General features: G+C 71.6%; 16 protein-coding genes. 7 read left to right on the forward strand and 9 right to left on the reverse strand.

The window, feature by feature from the left end; all coding sequences use genetic code 11:
- Positions 1–9 precede the first annotated feature (9 nt).
- Both O7611_RS17440 and O7611_RS17445 read right to left on the reverse strand, forming a co-directional pair.
- Entirely contained in the window at positions 10–849 is an 840-nt protein-coding gene (locus tag O7611_RS17440; RefSeq protein WP_194802758.1) for an ergot alkaloid biosynthesis protein, read from the reverse strand.
- Positions 846–1259: a nuclear transport factor 2 family protein gene (locus tag O7611_RS17445; protein ID WP_269697235.1), complete on the reverse strand. Its 414-nt coding sequence runs from the start codon at positions 1257–1259 to the stop codon at positions 846–848. The genes O7611_RS17440 and O7611_RS17445 overlap by 4 nt, the downstream gene beginning before the upstream one ends.
- Before the next feature lie 107 nt (positions 1260–1366).
- Here O7611_RS17445 and O7611_RS17450 point away from each other — a divergent pair, with 107 nt between their 5' ends.
- The gene (locus O7611_RS17450; RefSeq protein ID WP_194802756.1) at positions 1367–1915 is read left to right on the forward strand and encodes a TetR/AcrR family transcriptional regulator; all 549 of its coding nucleotides are present in this window, start codon (positions 1367–1369) and stop codon (positions 1913–1915) included.
- A gap of 60 nt (positions 1916–1975) precedes the next feature.
- Here O7611_RS17450 and O7611_RS17455 read toward each other — a convergent pair whose 3' ends face one another.
- The 3 genes from O7611_RS17455 to O7611_RS17465 all read right to left on the reverse strand — a co-directional run bounded on the left by O7611_RS17455 (position 1976) and on the right by O7611_RS17465 (position 5368).
- Entirely contained in the window at positions 1976–3112 is a 1137-nt protein-coding gene (locus tag O7611_RS17455) for a hypothetical protein (RefSeq protein WP_269697236.1), read from the reverse strand.
- 147 nt (positions 3113–3259) lie between these two features.
- Positions 3260–4300 carry a DUF4034 domain-containing protein gene (locus tag O7611_RS17460; protein WP_194802754.1) on the reverse strand — a complete coding sequence of 347 codons (1041 nt, stop codon included), beginning with the start codon at positions 4298–4300 and terminating at the stop codon, positions 3260–3262.
- A 42-nt stretch (positions 4301–4342) separates the two neighbouring features.
- A complete protein-coding gene (locus tag O7611_RS17465) occupies positions 4343–5368 on the reverse strand; it encodes an acetylxylan esterase (RefSeq protein ID WP_194802753.1) in 1026 nt (341 codons plus the stop codon).
- Between the two features lie 67 nt (positions 5369–5435).
- On the opposite strand from O7611_RS17465, the gene O7611_RS17470 reads away from it, so the two are divergent.
- Genes O7611_RS17470 through O7611_RS17495 form a run of 6 tightly spaced genes read left to right on the forward strand, consistent with a single transcriptional unit; the run spans position 5436 to position 13303 of the window.
- On the forward strand, positions 5436–6365 hold the full coding sequence (locus O7611_RS17470; RefSeq protein WP_194802752.1) for an ABC transporter permease: 930 nt from the start codon (positions 5436–5438) through the stop codon (positions 6363–6365).
- A complete protein-coding gene (locus O7611_RS17475) occupies positions 6362–7300 on the forward strand; it encodes a carbohydrate ABC transporter permease (protein WP_269697237.1) in 939 nt (312 codons plus the stop codon). Before O7611_RS17470 ends, O7611_RS17475 begins: the two co-directional genes overlap by 4 nt.
- A gap of 42 nt (positions 7301–7342) precedes the next feature.
- The gene (locus O7611_RS17480; protein ID WP_269697238.1) at positions 7343–8986 is read left to right on the forward strand and encodes an ABC transporter substrate-binding protein; all 1644 of its coding nucleotides are present in this window, start codon (positions 7343–7345) and stop codon (positions 8984–8986) included.
- Positions 8983–10509 carry a GH39 family glycosyl hydrolase gene (locus O7611_RS17485; RefSeq protein WP_269697239.1) on the forward strand — a complete coding sequence of 509 codons (1527 nt, stop codon included), beginning with the start codon at positions 8983–8985 and terminating at the stop codon, positions 10507–10509. The genes O7611_RS17480 and O7611_RS17485 overlap by 4 nt, the downstream gene beginning before the upstream one ends.
- The gene (locus tag O7611_RS17490; protein ID WP_269697240.1) at positions 10506–11195 is read left to right on the forward strand and encodes a hypothetical protein; all 690 of its coding nucleotides are present in this window, start codon (positions 10506–10508) and stop codon (positions 11193–11195) included. Before O7611_RS17485 ends, O7611_RS17490 begins: the two co-directional genes overlap by 4 nt.
- Complete coding sequence (locus O7611_RS17495) at positions 11192–13303, forward strand: alpha-glucuronidase (protein ID WP_269697241.1); 2112 nt, start codon at positions 11192–11194, stop codon at positions 13301–13303. The genes O7611_RS17490 and O7611_RS17495 overlap by 4 nt, the downstream gene beginning before the upstream one ends.
- Before the next feature lie 10 nt (positions 13304–13313).
- Here the strand turns inward: O7611_RS17495 and manD are convergent, their stop codons facing one another.
- The 4 genes from manD to O7611_RS17515 all read right to left on the reverse strand — a co-directional run bounded on the left by manD (position 13314) and on the right by O7611_RS17515 (position 16437).
- Entirely contained in the window at positions 13314–14522 is a 1209-nt protein-coding gene (gene manD, locus O7611_RS17500; RefSeq protein ID WP_269697242.1) for a D-mannonate dehydratase ManD, read from the reverse strand.
- Positions 14523–14604: 82 nt separating this feature from the next.
- A complete protein-coding gene (locus O7611_RS17505; protein WP_184686617.1) occupies positions 14605–14775 on the reverse strand; it encodes a hypothetical protein in 171 nt (56 codons plus the stop codon).
- Positions 14776–14838: 63 nt separating this feature from the next.
- Positions 14839–15069 carry a hypothetical protein gene (locus O7611_RS17510; protein WP_194802745.1) on the reverse strand — a complete coding sequence of 77 codons (231 nt, stop codon included), beginning with the start codon at positions 15067–15069 and terminating at the stop codon, positions 14839–14841.
- A 207-nt stretch (positions 15070–15276) separates the two neighbouring features.
- The gene (locus O7611_RS17515; protein ID WP_194802744.1) at positions 15277–16437 is read right to left on the reverse strand and encodes an alkaline phosphatase PhoX; all 1161 of its coding nucleotides are present in this window, start codon (positions 16435–16437) and stop codon (positions 15277–15279) included.
- Positions 16438–16509: the final 72 nt, after the last annotated feature.

Genomic DNA, 16509 nt, shown 5'->3' on the forward strand with positions numbered 1-16509 from the left:
GGGCCGATCTCAGACGTCCACGGCCCGAGATGCCCCGGCCGGCCGGTCGCGGCAGAAGTCCCGGAACGTCCGGGGTGGCCGGCCGGTCACGTCCGCGACGGTCGTCGTGACCCGGTCCTCCGAGCCCGCGGCGACGGCCGTGTCCAGGCCCGCGAGGAAGCGGGCGTAGTCGGGCGCGAGGCCGTGAGCCTCGTGGTACGCGGTGAGCGCGTCCTCGTCGACCGCGCGGTGCCGGACCGGGCGGCCGAGGAGGTCGGTGAGCGTGGCGGCGACGTCGGCGTAGCTCAGCCGCTCGGGACCGGTGATGACGTGCTCGGTGTCGTGGGGCGCCGGGTCGGTGAGGGCACGCACCGCCACCTCGGCGATGTCGGCCGGATCGACGAAGCCCACGCGGGCGTCGCCGGTGGCGCTGACGATCTCGCCACGGTCCCGGGCACTCGCGGCGTGCGGATGGTCGCCGACGAAGTTCTCCATGAACCAGGACGGTCGCAGCACCGCCCACTCGGGGATCATCTCGCCGAGCTGGGCCTGCACCTCGCCCAGTCCCGGCGTGCCGGCCTCGATCGCCGACGAGCTGAGCAGGACGGCCCGCCGTACCCGGGCGCGGCGGGCCAGGTCCAGGAACGGCAGCATGGTCGGCGCCGGGTCGGCGTCGCCGAGGGGCGCGATCAGGTAGAGCCCTGTCACCCCGTCCAGCGCCGTGTCGTGCGTGCTGCGGTCGTACCAATCGAAGCGGACGCCCTCGGCGGACGCCCGGCGGCTGGCGACGCGGGCCCGGCGGCCGGCGGCGGCGAGTCTCGCGGCGACGAGCCGGCCTGTCGTTCCCGTGCCTCCGACGACGAGGATCATGCCCGCACCCCCTCGCCGAACAGTTCCCGCACGGCCAGGGGGTTCCAGTAGTCGCGGTAGCGCACGATCCGCCCGGCCCTGATGGTGAGGACGGCGATGTAGCGCAGGCGGTACGGCTCGCCGGTGGCGACGACGACGCCGGTGGCGGTGAACTCGGCGACGATCACCTCCGGGTCGGCGGTCTGGTGCACCGTGACGTCGGCGATCTCGCGGATGTCCAGGGTCCGCGGGTAGTCGATGAGGTAGTCGTGCAGCTCGGCGCGGCCGGCCACCCGGCTGGGCCGCCCGGCCGGCGCGAACGGGAACTCCATGACGGCGTCGTCGGCGAACAGGGCGATGAAGCTCGGCATGTCCTTGGCGAGCAGACGGTCCAGGGCCTGGTGGAACACATCGGTGGCGGTACTCGGCACTGCTGTTCCTTCCTGTCGGCGGGCCGCCCGCGGTGATCTACGATAAGCGGACGGCCGGTCCGCTTCACCATAGCGGACTGACGGTCCGTTTGCGAGAGGGGGCAGGAGTGCGTGCTGACGCCGCGCGGAATCGGGAGGCGGTGCTCGCCGCGGCCGATCGGCTGTTCGAGGCGGCGACCGACCCCGACCGGATCTCCATGGACGACGTCGCCGCTGCCGCCGGCGTGGGCAAGGGCACGCTGTTCCGCCACTTCGGCGACCGGCTGGGCCTCGTCCGCGCCCTCTACGGCGCACGCGGCGAACAGCTCCAGGCGTCACTCGCGACGAGCCTGCCCGGCGACTCGCCGGCGGACCGCGCCCTGCATCTGCTGCGGGAGCTGGTCCGGTTCAAGCGGGCCAACCGGGTCCTCACGCTGGCCCTGGAGAACGCGGGCAGCGGAAGCCCCTATCGCAACGAGTCGTACGAGGAGTGGCACGCGAGACTGACCGCCATCGTGTCCGAGGCCCGGGGCCCCGAGTCGGCGGAGTTCCTCGCGCACGCCCTGCTGGCCGCGGTGCGCAGCGATCTCGTCGAGCACCTCCGCGACTGGCCCGACGAGCGCTGGGATGCCGGGCTGACCGCGCTGACGCGCTCGGTGCTGACCCCCGGGCGGTAGTTCCTCCGCCGGGTGCCAGGGTGGCGGGGCGTGAGCGGTGCCGCGCTCACGCCCCCACCCTCACCTGGTCCGCTCGATCACTGCGGTGAGGCGGAGCCCGGCTGTCGACACCGTGCCGCTCCCCCAGAACGACGAGGTCCCCGGGATGTTGGCCAGGGCGTCCAGGCTCGGATCGTTGCCCTCGACCTTCGGCCCGTACGCGACGCTCCAGCGCCCGGCGGTGTAGCGCAGCAGCAGCGTGCCCGGGTACTCGACGTACGGCGGAATCGGGTTCGTGCCGCTGATCCAGACGTTTCCGTTCGCGTCGCCCGCGACCGCGTAGGCCCAGCCGGCCGGTGCCGGTCCGGCCACCCGCTGCCACGTCCGGCCGTCCCAGTGCAGGATGACCGGCTTGGGGGCGGAGTCGTAGTCCTGGGTGCCGACCGCCCAGGCGTCGGTCGACGAGCGGGCCCACACGCCGGTGAGCCGGGCGCTCGGGATCGACGGCAGCGGCGCCACCCGCCACGACCCGCCGACGCGCTGCGCGATCATCGGCTCCGGGTAGGGCGCGTCGGCGACGTACCGCTCCCCGGCAGCGAACACGCCACCGTCCGCGGTGCGCGCCACCCCGCGCAGGACACCGTTGATTCCCTCCGTCCCCGGCACCGCGACCCGGCCGAACTGACCGGTGCCGCCCTCGACGACCAGCGGCCGGCCGCCGTCGTGGCCGACGAACACGGCCCGTCCGCCGCCGGTCGCGGCCACGTCCAGCAGCTCCGAGGTTCCCGCCGGGGCGGGCCACGGCGCGTGCGCCGTCCAGGTCACGCCGTCGAAGTGCCCGGCGTACGACTCGCCGAGGCGCCGGGAGCCCACCGTCCAGACGTCCCGGGCGCCCGCCGCGTCCACCTTGTACAGCAGATACGCCTGGTGCGGCAGACGCCGTTCCGTCCACGTCCGCCCGTTCCACCGCAGCAGGGCGTACGGCTGGTCGATCGAGTACCCCGTGTATGTCGACGCCTGGTAGCCCACGGACCAGGCGTTGTTCGGGCCGGCGGCGGCCACGTCGGTCAGCCGGCTCTCGTGGATCAGCGTGGGGATCGTCGCCGTCCACGTAGAAGGGGTCGCGGCCGCGACCGGCGTGACCGGTAGGAGCAGCACACCCGCCGTCAGAGTGGAGACCGTCGCTATCGACAACCCGTGCCGTGCCAGTGATCCCATGTGGTGGCCCTCTTCCCCGATCGGTGGTCGGACCTCAGCATCGCGTTCCGCAACGCTGCGCGTGCGCCCCAGCGCGGTCCCGTAAGAGAGTGGTAAGAACGGCTCCTCCGATGGGAGTCGAATGCGGCCGTGACGGCGTCGCCGTGGTCAGGCGGCGCGGCGGGCGCGGCGACGGGCTCGGAGGAAGACGGCGTCGTACCGCTCGTCGCCCCACCAGGCCCACGGAACGCCTGTCGCGTACCGGCCGATCGAGGCGAACACCGGCGCGGCCTCGGCGTCGCGGCCGGTGCGCACCAGCCCGTACGCCAGGAAGTTCGCGTCGTCGAGCCAGTCGGCGTGCCGGGTCGCCGGCTGGTGGAACCACCGGTTCAGCGCGTTGTCGAGCTCCGACTGCATGACCGGATCCTGTCGCCACCGCTCGCCGATCTCGTCGGCGGTACCGCCGTGAGGTTCGCGATCCTGCTCCCACAGCGCCCACTCCGCGGCGGCCCGGACCGGCAGCACGAGCAGTGGTGAGCCGGTAGGCGCCGTGGCGGCGACCGAGCGGGCGAAGTCGAACATCGCCTCGTGCGAGCCGCTCCACTTCCGGCAGTGGTAGGTCAGCCGGAGCACGTGGCCCTGGTGATGCCGGGGATCCCGCTTGGTCAGCTCACGCCACGTCTCCTCGACCTCCTCCAGTGACGCACTCTCGTCGATCATGAGGCGCAGCCGGTGCGCCCACGGCGTGGGGTCGTCCGGTGCGAGCCGCATCGCGAGATCGTTCACCTGCCGGGCCAGGTCCAGCAGGCGGCTGAACTCGACCCACTGCTCCCGACGGACGTTGGAGGCCCAGTCGCCGCCGCGCACCTCCCACGCCCGCGCCATCAGGGAACCGGCACGGACGAGTTGGGCGTCCGGATCGGCGGGCGCGCGCGACACCCAGCGGTCGGTCCACGCGTCCGTGGTGTCGACCCGGCCGGTCGTACGGTCGATCCGCGATCCCAGCCCACGAGCTGTCGATTCGGCGAGCACACGGACGTACCGGGCCCGGCGGTCGTAGTCGTTGCGGGTGGCGATCAGCGCCTTCCGGGCCGGTCCGATGTCGGAGCCGTACCGCGCCTGTGTGCACGCCTCGCGCAGCACGGCGTCGTCCTGCGCCGGGTTGAGGTCGATCTGGCGGGTGAGAATCCGCCACATGGTCGAGATCATGATCAGGGATGGTAGATGTCGCGGGCCCTGCCGGTGGGCCCGTCAGCCGGCTGCCGTCCCGGCGGGGCGGAGCACCGTGTCGAGCCAGCGCAGCTGCCGCCGGACGTGGACGGCCTCCCCGCCCTCGTGGCCGTTGAACGGGTACGTGTGCATCTCCCGTAACGGCACCGTCGATCCGGCGGCGGCGTACTGGTTGTACGCGGCGAAGCCGGTGCTCGGCGGGCAGACCTCGTCGCGCAGACCGATCCCGAAGTGCGCCGGGGCGGTGGCCCGCCGGGCGAAGGTGACGCCGTCCACGTACGACAGCGTGCGCCGGACCGGTTCCTCGGCCTCGCGGTGCACCGCCAGGTAGCTGGCGATCTCGCCGTACGGGGACGCCTCGGTCAGTTCGATGGCGCGCTGGATGTCGCACAGGAACGGGGCGGTGACCAGAAGCGCGGCGAGGCCGTCCACGAGGCCCGCCGCCGCGAGTGCGAGCCCACCGCCCTGGCTGTTGCCCACCGCGGCGACGCGGGCCGGGTCCACCCCGGGCAGGACGCGGACGGCGTCGATCGCGCGGACCGCGTCGGTGATGAGGCGGCGGTAGTGGTAGTCGTCCGGGGAGAGGATCCCCCGCGTGGCGGGGCCGGGCCCACCGGGCGCGTCGTGCGGGTCCGGGGTGTCGCCGCGGCTGTACAGGCCGGCCTGTCCCCGGTTGTCCACCAGCAGGTGGGCGTAACCGGCCACCGGCCAGGTGAGCCGCTCGCCCGGCAGGCCCCGGCCGCGCCCGTAGCCGGGGTACTCCACCACTGCCGGCAGCGGCGCCGGTACGCCCGCGGGACGGGTGTACCAGGCCCGGACCGGTTCGCCGTCGAACCCGGCGAACGTCACGTCCCACACGTCGACCAGCCGCAGGTCGGTGGGTTCGCAACGGACGTCGACGAGCACCGGGGTGGCCGCGGCGGCGGCGAGGGTGGCCCGCCAGAACCGGTCGAAGTCGGCGGGCTCGGCAACGGCCGGTGCGTAGCGGCGGAGCTGCTCGAGGGAGATATCAATCGACGCTCTTGACACGCTGATAACGATACCCATAAATTTCCGAAAGGCTTACGACGTATTACCGGAAAGTTCCAGGCGACGGTCAGGCGGGAGGACGAGTTTGGCAGCCCCGATCCCGCGCAGTCGCCGTACGCCCTGGCGGCGGGCCCTGCGCCGGGACTGGCAGCTCTACTCGCTCGCCGTCCTGCCGCTGCTGTTCTTCCTGACGTTCCGCTACCTGCCGATGCTCGGCAACGTGATCGCGTTCCGGCGCTTCCAGCCGGGCGGCAGCATCTTCGGCGAGTACTGGACCGGGCTGCGGTACTTCCGGCTGTTCTTCACCGACCCGACCTTCTGGAGCGTTTTCACCAACACGCTCGTGCTGGGCGCGCTGACCCTGCTGTTCTGCTTCCCGCTGCCGATCGTGCTGGCGCTGCTGCTCAACGAGGTGCGCAACCGCGCCCTCAAGCGGTTCGTCCAGTCGGTGTCCTACCTGCCGCACTTCCTGTCGATCGTGATCGTGGCCGCCACGGTCCTCCAGTTGCTGTCGGTGGACGGCACGGTGAACCAGATGGTGCGCGCCGTGGGCGGTGAGCCGATCCCGTTCATGCAGCAGGCCGGATGGTTCCGGACGATCTACGTCTCCTCCGAGGTCTGGCAGACCGTCGGCTGGGGCACCATCCTCTACCTCGCCGCGCTCACCACGGTCGACGGCGACCTGTACGAGGCGGCCCGCATCGACGGCGCCAACCGGTGGCGGCAGACCTGGCACGTCACGCTGCCGGGGATCCGGCCGACGATGGTGACCCTGCTGATCCTCAACATCGGCACCTTCATGGCCGTCGGCTTCGAGAAGATCCTGCTGCTGTACAACCCGCTCACCTACCCGACGGCGGACGTGATCTCGACCTACCTGTACCGGGTGGGCATCGTCTCCGGGAACCTCAGCTACGCCGCCGCGATCGGCCTGTTCGAGTCCGTGATCGGGCTGACGCTGGTGCTGTCGGCGAACGCGATCTCCCGGCGCACGGTGGGAACGAGCCTGTGGTGAGCACGCGGGCCCGTACCCCGGCCCGTACGCGGGAACCGGCGGCCCGGCCGCGTGGCCCCCGGCCCAGCCGGGGCTACCGGGTCTTCCAGGTGGTGAACGCCGTCGTGCTGACCGGCGTCGTGGTGGTGACCCTGTATCCGTTCCTCACCATCGTGGCCCGCTCGCTCAGCGACAACGCGTACATCGTCGCGGGTGAGGTGAACCTCGTGCCGCGGGGGTTCAACCTCACCGCCTACCGGGTGGTGACGTCGGACCCGACGTTCTGGGTCAGCTACCGCAACACCGTCTTCTACACGGTGGTCGCCACGCTCATCTCCGTCGTGCTGACCACCTGTTACGCGTACGTGTTGTCGAAGAAGCACCTGCGGGGCCGAACCGCGCTGGTCGGGATCGCCGTGTTCACCATGTTCTTCACCGGTGGCCTGATCCCCAACTACGTCCTGGTCACCAGCCTCGGGCTGAAGAACACCGTGTGGGCGATCGCCCTGCCCAACGCCATAAACGTGTTCAACCTGCTGGTGATGAAGGCGTTCTTCGAGAGCCTGCCGGTCGAGCTGGAGGAGGCCGCGGCCGTCGACGGGCTGAACACGTACGGCACGCTGCTGCGGATCGTGCTGCCGCTGTCGAAGGCGATGGTCGCCACGATGGTGCTCTTCTACGCCGTCTCGTTCTGGAACTCCTGGTTCGCCGCGTTCCTCTACATGGACCGCCAGGACCTGCTCCCGGTGACCGTCTATCTGCGCAACCTGATCGCGGGCGCGACAGACGCCACGCAGACCGGCGGCGGCCTCGGCAGTGCCGGCGACGTCGTCCAGTCCGCCGCCACCATCCAGTCCGTGACCATCGTGCTGACGATCCTGCCGATCCTCGCGGTCTATCCCTTCATCCAGCGCTATTTCGTCTCCGGGATCATGCTCGGCGCCGTGAAGGGATAGCCGCCACCCGCACCACCACCCCACCACCGGAAGGAAAGATTCATGGCCAAGCTGTCCCGGCGCCAGGTACTGCTCGCCACCGGCGCGGCCGCCGTCGTCTCCCTGGCGGGTTGCGGCGACGACGCCCCGGACAAGAAGGACCTCGATCGCAACCGCGCCGGCGCGATGGAGAAATACGGTGTCGGGGACCAGTTCAAGGCCACCGCGCCGGTCACGTTCTCGATCCTCTACAACAACCACCCGAACTACCCGCTCAAGCCGGAGTGGCTGTTCTGGACCGAGCTGGCCGGGCGGACGAACGTCAAGCTGGACCCGGTCGCCGTGCCGCTGAGCGACTACGAGCAGAAGCGCAGTGTGCTGGTCGGCTCCGGCGACGCCCCGATGATCATCCCGAAGACCTACCACCCGCAGGAGAACTCGTACGTCTCCTCCGGCGCCATCCTGCCGGTCAGCGACTACCTCGACCTGATGCCGCACTTCAAGGACAAGATCGAGAAGTGGAACCTCAAGCCGGAGATGGACACGCTCCGGCAGGAGGACGGCAAGTTCTACCTGCTGCCCGGCCTGCACGAGAAGCCCTGGCAGGACTACACGCTCGCGGTCCGCACCGACGTGCTGGAGCAGTTGAAGATCCCGTCCCCGACCACCTGGGACGAGGTGTACGCCATGCTCAAGGCGATGAAGGCGGCCCACCCGGACGTCATCCCGTTCTCCGACCGGTTCGGCAAGCCCAACCCGGCCGGCAACCTGCTGAACATGCTGGCCCTCGCGCACGGCCTGCCCGGCGCCGGCTGGAACTACCAGCCGACGAGCTGGGACGAAGGGGCCGGGAAGTACGTCTTCACCGGCGCCTCGGACGGCTACCGGCAGGTGGTGGAGTACCTCCACAAGCTGGTCGCCGAAGGGCTGCTCGACCCGGAGACGTTCACCCAGACCGACGACCAGGCCCGGCAGAAGCTCGCCAGCGGCAAGTCCTTCGTGATCAGCACGAACGCACAGACCCTGGTGAACGACTACCGCCCGGACATCGCGAAGATCAACCCGAACGCCCGGCTCGGCAAGATCCTCTTCCCGGTCGGGCCGGCCGGAGCCGTCAACCCGGCGAGCCGGCTGGAGAACGGCGTGATGATCTCCAGCAAGGCGCGCGACGGCAAGAACTTCGTGGCCATGATGCAGTTCGTCGACTGGCTCTGGTACTCCGACGCCGGCCAGGAGTTCGCCAAGTGGGGCGTCGAGGGAACCACGTACACCACTGACGGCTCGGGCAAGCGCAGCCTCGCCCCGGACGTCAACGTCATCGGCCTCAACCCCAAGGGCACCAAGCACCTGCAGAAGGACTTCGGCTTCTACAACGGCGTCTTCGCCTACGGCGGCAAGCTCGACCTGGTGCAGTCGTTCTTCTCGCCCGAGGAGCTGGAGTTCCAGAAGGAGATGAACGCCCGCAAGGCCGCGCCCTGGGTGACTCCGCCGCCCGCGCCGCTCAGCGACTCCGAGCGGGAGCAGACGACGCTGTGGGCGACCGCGCTGAAGGACCACGTCACCCAGAACACGCTGAAGTTCGCCCTCGGCCAGCGGCCGCTGAGTGAGTGGGACGCCTACGTCTCGGAGCTGAAGGGCAAGAACGCGCAGGCCTACATCGACCTGGTCAACAAGGCGTACGACCGGTACCGCAAGAACCACGGATGACGCGGCTCCTCGTCCCCGACCGGCCCGTCGGGCGGCTGACCGACGCCTGGCGTACCTGCGTGGGCACCGGCCGGTTCGACCTGGCGCTGCGACGCGACTATCAGGACTCGCTGGCGCTGGTGCAGCGGGACATCGGGTTCCGGCACATCCGCGGGCACGGGCTGCTCAGCGACGGCGTCGGCGTGCACCGCCCGTACGACTACCGGGGCGAGCGCCGGGTGCGGCACGCCTTCACCTACGTCGACCAGGTCGTCGACGCCTACCTCGCACTGGGCATTCGGCCCTTCGTGGAGCTGGGGTTCATGCCCTCGGCGCTCGCCTCCGGCGACCAGACGGTGTTCTGGTGGCGGGGCAACGTGACGCCTCCCCGGTCGTACACCGAATGGGGTGACCTGGTCCGCGCCACGGTGGCCCACCTGGTCGACAGGTACGGCCTCGACGAGGTGCGCGGCTGGCCGGTCGAGGTGTGGAACGAGCCGAACCTGACGGCGTTCTGGTCCGGCGCCGACCAGGACGCCTACCACCGCCTGTACGAGGTGTCGGCGCACGCCGTCAAGGACGTCGACGCGGCGCTTCAGGTCGGCGGGCCGGCCCTCTCCCCCGGCGCCGACGAGTGGCTCAAGCCGTTCGCCGAGTTCGTCACCGACCGCGACGTGCCTGTCGATTTCGTCAGCCGGCACGCCTACACCTCCGGCCCGGCGCGGCACCTGCCGTTCGGCACCCGGCAGACCCTCGCCCCGGCCGCGGACCTGCTGGAGCAGTTCGCCGCGCCCCGGCGGCACCTGGCCGGCACCGCGCTGGCCGACCTTCCGGTGCACATCACCGAGTTCAACTCCTCCTACCGGCCGGACAACCCGATCCACGACACGGCCTTCCACGCCGCCTACCTCGCTCCGGTGCTGGCCGGCGGCGGGGACCTGGTCGACTCCTTCTCCTACTGGACCTTCAGCGACGTGTTCGAGGAGGAGGGGGTGCCGACCGCGCCGCTGCACGGCGGCTTCGGCCTGCTCACCCACCGGCAGATCAAGAAACCCACCTACCACCTGTACGCGTTCATGGCCCGGCTCGGCGACGAGGTGCTCGCCCGCGGACCGGACCACCTCGTCACCCGGCACCCCGACGGCCGGATCGCGGTGCTGGCCTGGGCCCCCGTCGACGGCACCGGCCGGGAGCCGGCACCCGAGCGGCACACCCTGTCGCTGTCGGTGCCGATCGGCCCTCCCGGCACCGCGTCGGCGTTCCTGCTCCGCTCGTCGGTGGGCGAGGACGCCGGCAACGCCTTCGCGGCCTGGCGCGAGATGGGCAGCCCGCACTCGCCACGGCCCCGGCAACTCGACGCGTTGCGGGAGGCCGCCGAGCCGGCCCGTACCCATCGGGCAGTGCCGGTCGCGGCCGGGCGGGCCGACCTCGACCTCGTCCTCACCCGGCACGAGGTGACAGTCGCCGAGCTGACGCCGGTGGTGGACGAGACGCCGCCGTGGTGGGACGACAGGTTGCTCGACCCGCCCGGGGACCGACGGTGACCGGCGCGACCGGCGGGCTGCGGGAGTTCGGCGACGGGCCGTTGTCGCGGGCCGCCGCGAGGGTCCACACCCTGCTCGTGGTCGAACTGCTGCTCCTGGTGAGCGTGCTGCCCGGCCTGGCCGTGCTCGTGCTGCTCGACCGCGACAGCAGCAACCTCCCGCTGGTCGCCGCCGCCGCGCTGCCGGTCGGTCCGGCCGTCTCGGCCGCGCTGTACACGCTGCGGCACCAGCGCCCCGACCTGACCGATCTCCGGCCCGCCGCCGCGTTCCGCCGGGCCTACCGGGCCAACCTGCCGGGCGTGCTGCGCGTCTGGACGCCGACGCTGCTGTGGCTGGCCGTCATCGCTGTCAACCTGGCGAACCTGCCCGCCGCCGCCGTCCCCGGCTGGTGGGCAGTGCCGCTGGTGGTGGTCGGGGCGGGGGTGGTCCTGGTCGGGGTCAACGCGCTGGTGATCGTCTCCCTGTTCGCCTTCCGCACCCGCGACGTGCTCCGGCTCGCCGTCTACTACGTGGCGCGCAAGCCCGGCGTCACAGTCGGCAACGTCGTGCTGCTGGCCGCCGCCGCCGGCGTCACCGCGGTGTTCTCCGAGGCGGTACTCGCCCTGCTCGCCGCGCTCCTGGTGCTGGCGCTGCTGCGGATCGGCGACCCCATGATCGACGAGATCCGGGCGGAGTTCACCGCATGAGCGTTCCGGTCACCGGCCGGGCGTCCGCCGACGCCGGCGAGTCGGCCTGGCACGCCGCCTGGCTCCCACCAGCGGCGTTCCGCGAACTCGGCTCGCGCGGGGTGCTGGTGCACGGCGACGGCCTGCTGGTCGACACCGTCCTCGACGAGGTGAGCCGGGCCTGCACCCGGTACGGCGGACGGCTCTGGCACGGTCCGCCGTGGCAGGTCGACGCCGACCTGGTGCTGGCCCTGCGCGGCGCCGGCCCGGTGCCGAACGCGGCAGCCGAGACGGCCCGGCTCGGCGCGACACCGGCGGTGAACGGCACCGGTGACGGCTCCCTCGGCGACGAGGGGTACCTGCTGGCGCGGGTGGACGGCGTGACAGTGGTCCTGGCCGACGCGCCGGCCGGCCTGCTGTACGGGATGTTCCACGTGGTCCGGCTCGGCGCGGCGGCCTTCGACGACGACCTCCCGGCGCGGCGGCACCGACCGGCACTGGACCGGCGGATGCTCGACCACTGGGACAACGTGGCCGTACACCCGGTGTCGGGCCAGGTCGAGCGGGGCTACGCCGGCGGCTCCCTGTTCTGGTGCGACGGCGCCGCCCGGCGCGAGCCCGCCCGGCTCCGCGACTACGCCCGCCTGCTCGCCGCCTGCGGCGTCAACGCGATCTGCGTGAACAACGTCAACGTGCACGACACCGAGGCGCGGCTGCTGACCGACCGGCTCGGCGACGTCGCGGAGATCGCCGAGGTGCTCCGCCCGTACGGCATCCGGGTGCATCTGTCGGTGACCTTCGCCGCCCCGGTGGTCCTCGGCGGCCTGTCCACCGCCGATCCGCTGGACGAGCGGGTACGGGCCTGGTGGGCCGCCGCCACCCGGCAGGTCTACCGGCGGATCCCCGACTTCGGCGGTTATCTGGTCAAGGCCGACTCCGAGGGCCGGCCCGGTCCGTTCGCCTACGGGCGCGACCACGCCGACGGCGCGAACCTGCTCGCCGAGGCGCTCGCCCCGCACGGAGGCGTGGTGCGCTGGCGGGCGTTCGTCTACGACCACCACCAGGACTGGCGGGACCGGTCGACCGACCGGGCCCGGGCCGCGCACGACCACTTCGCGCCGCTGGACGGACGGTTCGCCGACAACGTGATCCTCCAGGTGAAGTTCGGCCCGATCGACTTCCAGCCACGCGAACCGGTGTCCCCGGTGCTCGCCGCGATGCCTGCGACCCGGCTGGCGGTGGAGGTGCAGGCGACGCAGGAGTACACCGGCCAGCAGCGGCACGTCTGCTACCTCGCGCCCTGGTGGAGCGAGGTGCTGCGGTTCCGGCCGTGGGGCGAGGCCGGCGGCACGATCGCCGACGTGGCGGCCGGCCGGGCGGGCACCGGCGGCGGCCTGGTCGCCGTGTCCAACGTGGGCGACGACAGGTTCTGGACCGGGCACCCGCTGGCCCAGGCGAACCTGTACGCCTTCGGCCGGCTCGCCTGGGATCCGCTGCTGGATCCCGGCGCGATCCTCGACGAGTGGATCGAGCTGACGTGGCTGCCGGTCAGCACCGGCGATCCGGAAGCGGTGCGGCGGACGATGCACGCGATCATGGACGATTCCTGGCGCACCTACGAGCGCTACACCGCCCCGCTCGGCGTCGGGTTCATGGTGCGGCCCGGTCACCACTACGGCCCGGACGTGGACGGCTACGAGTACACGCCGTGGGGCACGTACCACTTCGCCGACCGTGACGGCGTCGGGGTGGACCGGACCCGGGCGACCGGGACCGGCTTCACCGGCCAGTACCCGCCGCCGTGGGCAGAAGTGTACGAGTCACGCGAGCGCTGCCCCGACGAGCTGCTGCTGTTCTTCCATCACGTCCCGTACCGGCACGTGCTGCACAGCGGCCGCACCGTGATCCAGCACATCTACGACACGCACTTCGCCGGGGTCGAGGAGGTGGCGGCTATGCGGGAGCGGTGGCGGCTCCTCGCCGGGGCGGTCGACCGGGCCGTCCACGACCGGGTGGCCGAGCGCCTCGACGAACAGTTCCGCAGCGCCGTCGAGTGGCGGGACCAGATCAACACCTACTTCTTCCGCAAGTCCGGGGTGCCGGACGCGCACGGTCGCCGCATCCACTGAACCGGCGCGCTCACCAGGGGTGCACGGTGCCGTCCGCCAGCCGGTTCACCGGCAGGTAGGCCGGCGCGTACGGGTAGCGGGCCGCCGCCTGCTCGTCGATGTCCACCCCGAGCCCCGGAGTCTCGGCCGGATGCAGGTAGCCGCCGTCGTAGTGGTAGCCGTGCGGGAACACCTCGTCCGTCTGCTCGGTGTGCCGCATGTACTCCTGCAGGCCGAAGTTGGGGATGGCGATGTCCAGGTGCAGCGCGGCGGCCATGCAGACCGGGGAGAGGTCGGTGGCGCCGTGCGAGCCGCTGCGGACGTGGTGCAGCGCGGCGAGGTCGAAGATGCGTCGCAGGTGGGTGATCCCACCTGCGTGGACCACAGTGGTGCGGACGTAGTCGATGAGCTGTTCCCGGATGAGCTGGGCGGCGTCCCAGATGCTGCTGAAGACCTCGCCGACCGCGATCGGCGTGGTGGTGTGCGAGCGGATGAGCCGGAAGCCCTCCTGCAGATCCGCCGGGACGGGATCCTCCATCCAGGTCAGCGCGTACGGCTCCAGGCTCTTGCCGAGCCGCGCCGCCTCGATCGGGGTGAGCCTGTGGTGCACGTCGTGCAGCAGGCGGAGGGTGGGGCCGAACTCCTCGCGGACCCGGGCGAACACGCCCGGCACGTGGGCCAGGTAGGCCTCGGTCGACCAGGTCGTCTCGGTCGGCAGCGCGGCGTCGGCGGGCTCGTAGAACATCTTGTCGGCGCTGACGCCGTACGTCCGGGGCAGGCCGGGCACGCCGCACTGCACCCGCACCGCGCGATAGCCGAGGTCGACGAAGCGGGCTACCTCGGTCAGCACCTCGTCGACGGTCTCGCCGTTCGCGTGCCCGTACACGGTCACGCCCTCGCGGGACCGGCCGCCGAGCAGCTGGTAGACCGGCAGCCCGGCGACCTTGCCCTTGATGTCCCACAGCGCGGTGTCCACGGCGGCGACGGCGCTCATCGTGACCGGCCCGCGCCGCCAGTACGACCCCTGGTAGAGGTACTGCCAGGTGTCCTCGATCCGGGCCGGGTCGCGCCCGATCAGCAGCGGCACGACATGGTCCCGCAGGTAGGACGCGACGGCCAGCTCCCGGCCGTTGAGGGTGGCGTCGCCGACGCCGGTGACTCCCTCGTCGGTGACGACCTTCAGCGTCACGAAGTTGCGGCCGGGGCAGGTCACGATCACCCGGGCGTCGACGATCCTCATCCGGTCTCCCCTGCGGTCGGCGCACCGGTCACCACAGGATTATCCATCATCGTCGATCTATGGGTGCCCCGGCGGCGGCCGGTCAGGCCGGTTCGGGTACGCCCCCGGGCTCCCCGTCGTCGGGCATCGGCTCGACCGGCGCCTCGGGCAGTTCGCCGGGCGTGTCCGGGAGGAGCTCGCCGGGGTCGTCCGGCACGTCCTCACGCGGGTCGATCGGCGGGTACAGCTCGGGATCGAGGTCGGGGTTGGTCATCGGCTCAGTATCCGACGCCGCCGCCGGGACCGCGCGCCGAGCACGCCGGCCCTGCCGCCTCCGTCACGGACTCCCACCGTCGCCGGCCGACGGCGCGGACGACCGGTCCACCGGCTTGCGCCACCACAGCCACACCCCTGCCAGCAGGCACGCCGCGCCCCCGATCGCGACCGCCGACTCGGCCGGTTCGGAGAGGTCGTCGAGGAACGGGAAGGTGTGGGTGGCCGCCATCGCCAGAAGCCCGATCAGCAACAGGAGGCCGGCCGCGATGCGCTGGAGAATCATGCGCTTCATTGGATCATGACCTCGCCACAGCCGGCGGACACGGTGCCGCTCCCGCAGAAGGACGAGGTCCCGGGATGTTGGCCAGCGCGTCTGTCCCGTAAGACAGTGGAAAGAACGGCTCGTCCGACCTCGGCCGCCGGTGGCACGGGGCGCTGACCGGAGCGCCGACCCAGCCGTACGCCGGCCCCGTGGTGGCCGGCCGCGGCCGGGAGCCGGTCATCGGCGGAACGGCCCGGTGACGCAGTAGGTGATGCCGCCGGACGACGAGCCGGTCGTGCCGCGTTGCGAGGAGAAGTACAGCCGGTCCCCCGCCGGGGTGAACGCCGGCCCGGTGATCTCCGAGCCGCTCTGTCCGGTGATCCGCAGGAAGACCGAGATCTTGTCGTCGGGCGTGATCATGCAGATCTCCATGTTGCCGCCGTCCTCGGCGACGTACAGGTCACCTGCAGTGGACCCGGTGATGTTGTCGACCCCGGTCAGCGGAGGGGTGCCCGGACTGACCAGGTTGTCGTCGTAGGCGAGCTCGTACGTGCCGGAAGCCAGGTTGACCTGCCAGACGCGGTTGTCGCCCTTCGTGGTGAACCAGACGGTGTCGTCCGCGTAGTGACAGCCCTCGCCGCCGTTGAACGTCTTCGCGCCGGACACCTGCTGCCGGGTCGGGGTGGGCGAGCCGTCCGGATCGGGCACCGTGGCCCAGGTGAACGTGCCGGAGGTCGCCGTACCGGCGCGGAAGACTTGGAGGGTTCCGGCGGAGAGGTCGCCCCAGGTGGCCGGCACGAACCGGTAGAACTTGCCGTCGGTCTCGTCCTCGGTCAGGTAGACGACCCGGCGGACCGGGTCGGCCGCTGCGGCCTCGTGCTTGAACCGGCCCATCGCGGGACGCGCCACGGCGGTCCCGCCGAGGGGGTACGTCTCGAAGACCCGGCCCAGGGACACCTCCTCGCAGGAGAGCCAGGTGTTCCACGGTGTCTTCCCGCCGGCGCAGTTGTTGTCGGTTCCGGCGAGGATCCGCGACGCCCCGATCACGGCACCGCTGGAGTCGAAGACGAGTCGTGAGGCACCGCCGCCCGCCCCGGCTGACACCTCGGAGTTCGACACGTAGATCCAGCCGGTGCCGTTCGGGAACACGGCGCCACCGTCCGGAGCGTCGTGCCAGGTGTACGACGTCCCCGGCACCGTCCGACGGGACCGCGCGACGATCGAGCTGGTGAAGCCGGCCGGCAATTGGATGCCGTTGGCGTCGGCGGGCTGGAGCCCACCGTAGGGGCCCGCCGCGTTCTGCGCCGGGGCTCCGTACGCGGCCGACCATGCCGTGAACGGCAGGGCGACAGCGCCCGCACCGACAACAGTGGCCCGCAACATCGTTCGACGATCCATGGAACCTCCTCCGTAGGTTCCCCAGATCCGACCGTGCGGAGCTTACGCGCGCCGATCTGTTGGATGAACGTC

This window comes from Micromonospora sp. WMMC273 (genome assembly GCF_027460285.1).
Classification (GTDB): Bacteria; Actinomycetota; Actinomycetes; order Mycobacteriales; family Micromonosporaceae; genus Micromonospora; species Micromonospora aurantiaca.

What these genes read in the sequence shown, in the direction of transcription:
- O7611_RS17440 (WP_194802758.1), bottom strand. Translation starts at nt 849, where the DNA reads ATGATCCTCGTCGTCGGAGGCACGGGAACGACAGGCCGGCTCGTCGCC.
- O7611_RS17455 (WP_269697236.1), bottom strand. Translation starts at nt 3,112, where the DNA reads ATGGGATCACTGGCACGGCACGGGTTGTCGATAGCGACGGTCTCCACT.
- O7611_RS17460 (WP_194802754.1), bottom strand. Translation starts at nt 4,300, where the DNA reads ATGATCTCGACCATGTGGCGGATTCTCACCCGCCAGATCGACCTCAAC.
- O7611_RS17465 (WP_194802753.1), bottom strand. Translation starts at nt 5,368, where the DNA reads ATGGGTATCGTTATCAGCGTGTCAAGAGCGTCGATTGATATCTCCCTC.
- O7611_RS17480 (WP_269697238.1), top strand. Translation starts at nt 7,343, where the DNA reads ATGGCCAAGCTGTCCCGGCGCCAGGTACTGCTCGCCACCGGCGCGGCC.
- O7611_RS17485 (WP_269697239.1), top strand. Translation starts at nt 8,983, where the DNA reads ATGACGCGGCTCCTCGTCCCCGACCGGCCCGTCGGGCGGCTGACCGAC.
- O7611_RS17495 (WP_269697241.1), top strand. Translation starts at nt 11,192, where the DNA reads ATGAGCGTTCCGGTCACCGGCCGGGCGTCCGCCGACGCCGGCGAGTCG.
- manD (WP_269697242.1), bottom strand. Translation starts at nt 14,522, where the DNA reads ATGAGGATCGTCGACGCCCGGGTGATCGTGACCTGCCCCGGCCGCAAC.
- O7611_RS17505 (WP_184686617.1), bottom strand. Translation starts at nt 14,775, where the DNA reads ATGACCAACCCCGACCTCGATCCCGAGCTGTACCCGCCGATCGACCCG.
- O7611_RS17510 (WP_194802745.1), bottom strand. Translation starts at nt 15,069, where the DNA reads ATGAAGCGCATGATTCTCCAGCGCATCGCGGCCGGCCTCCTGTTGCTG.
- O7611_RS17515 (WP_194802744.1), bottom strand. Translation starts at nt 16,437, where the DNA reads ATGGATCGTCGAACGATGTTGCGGGCCACTGTTGTCGGTGCGGGCGCT.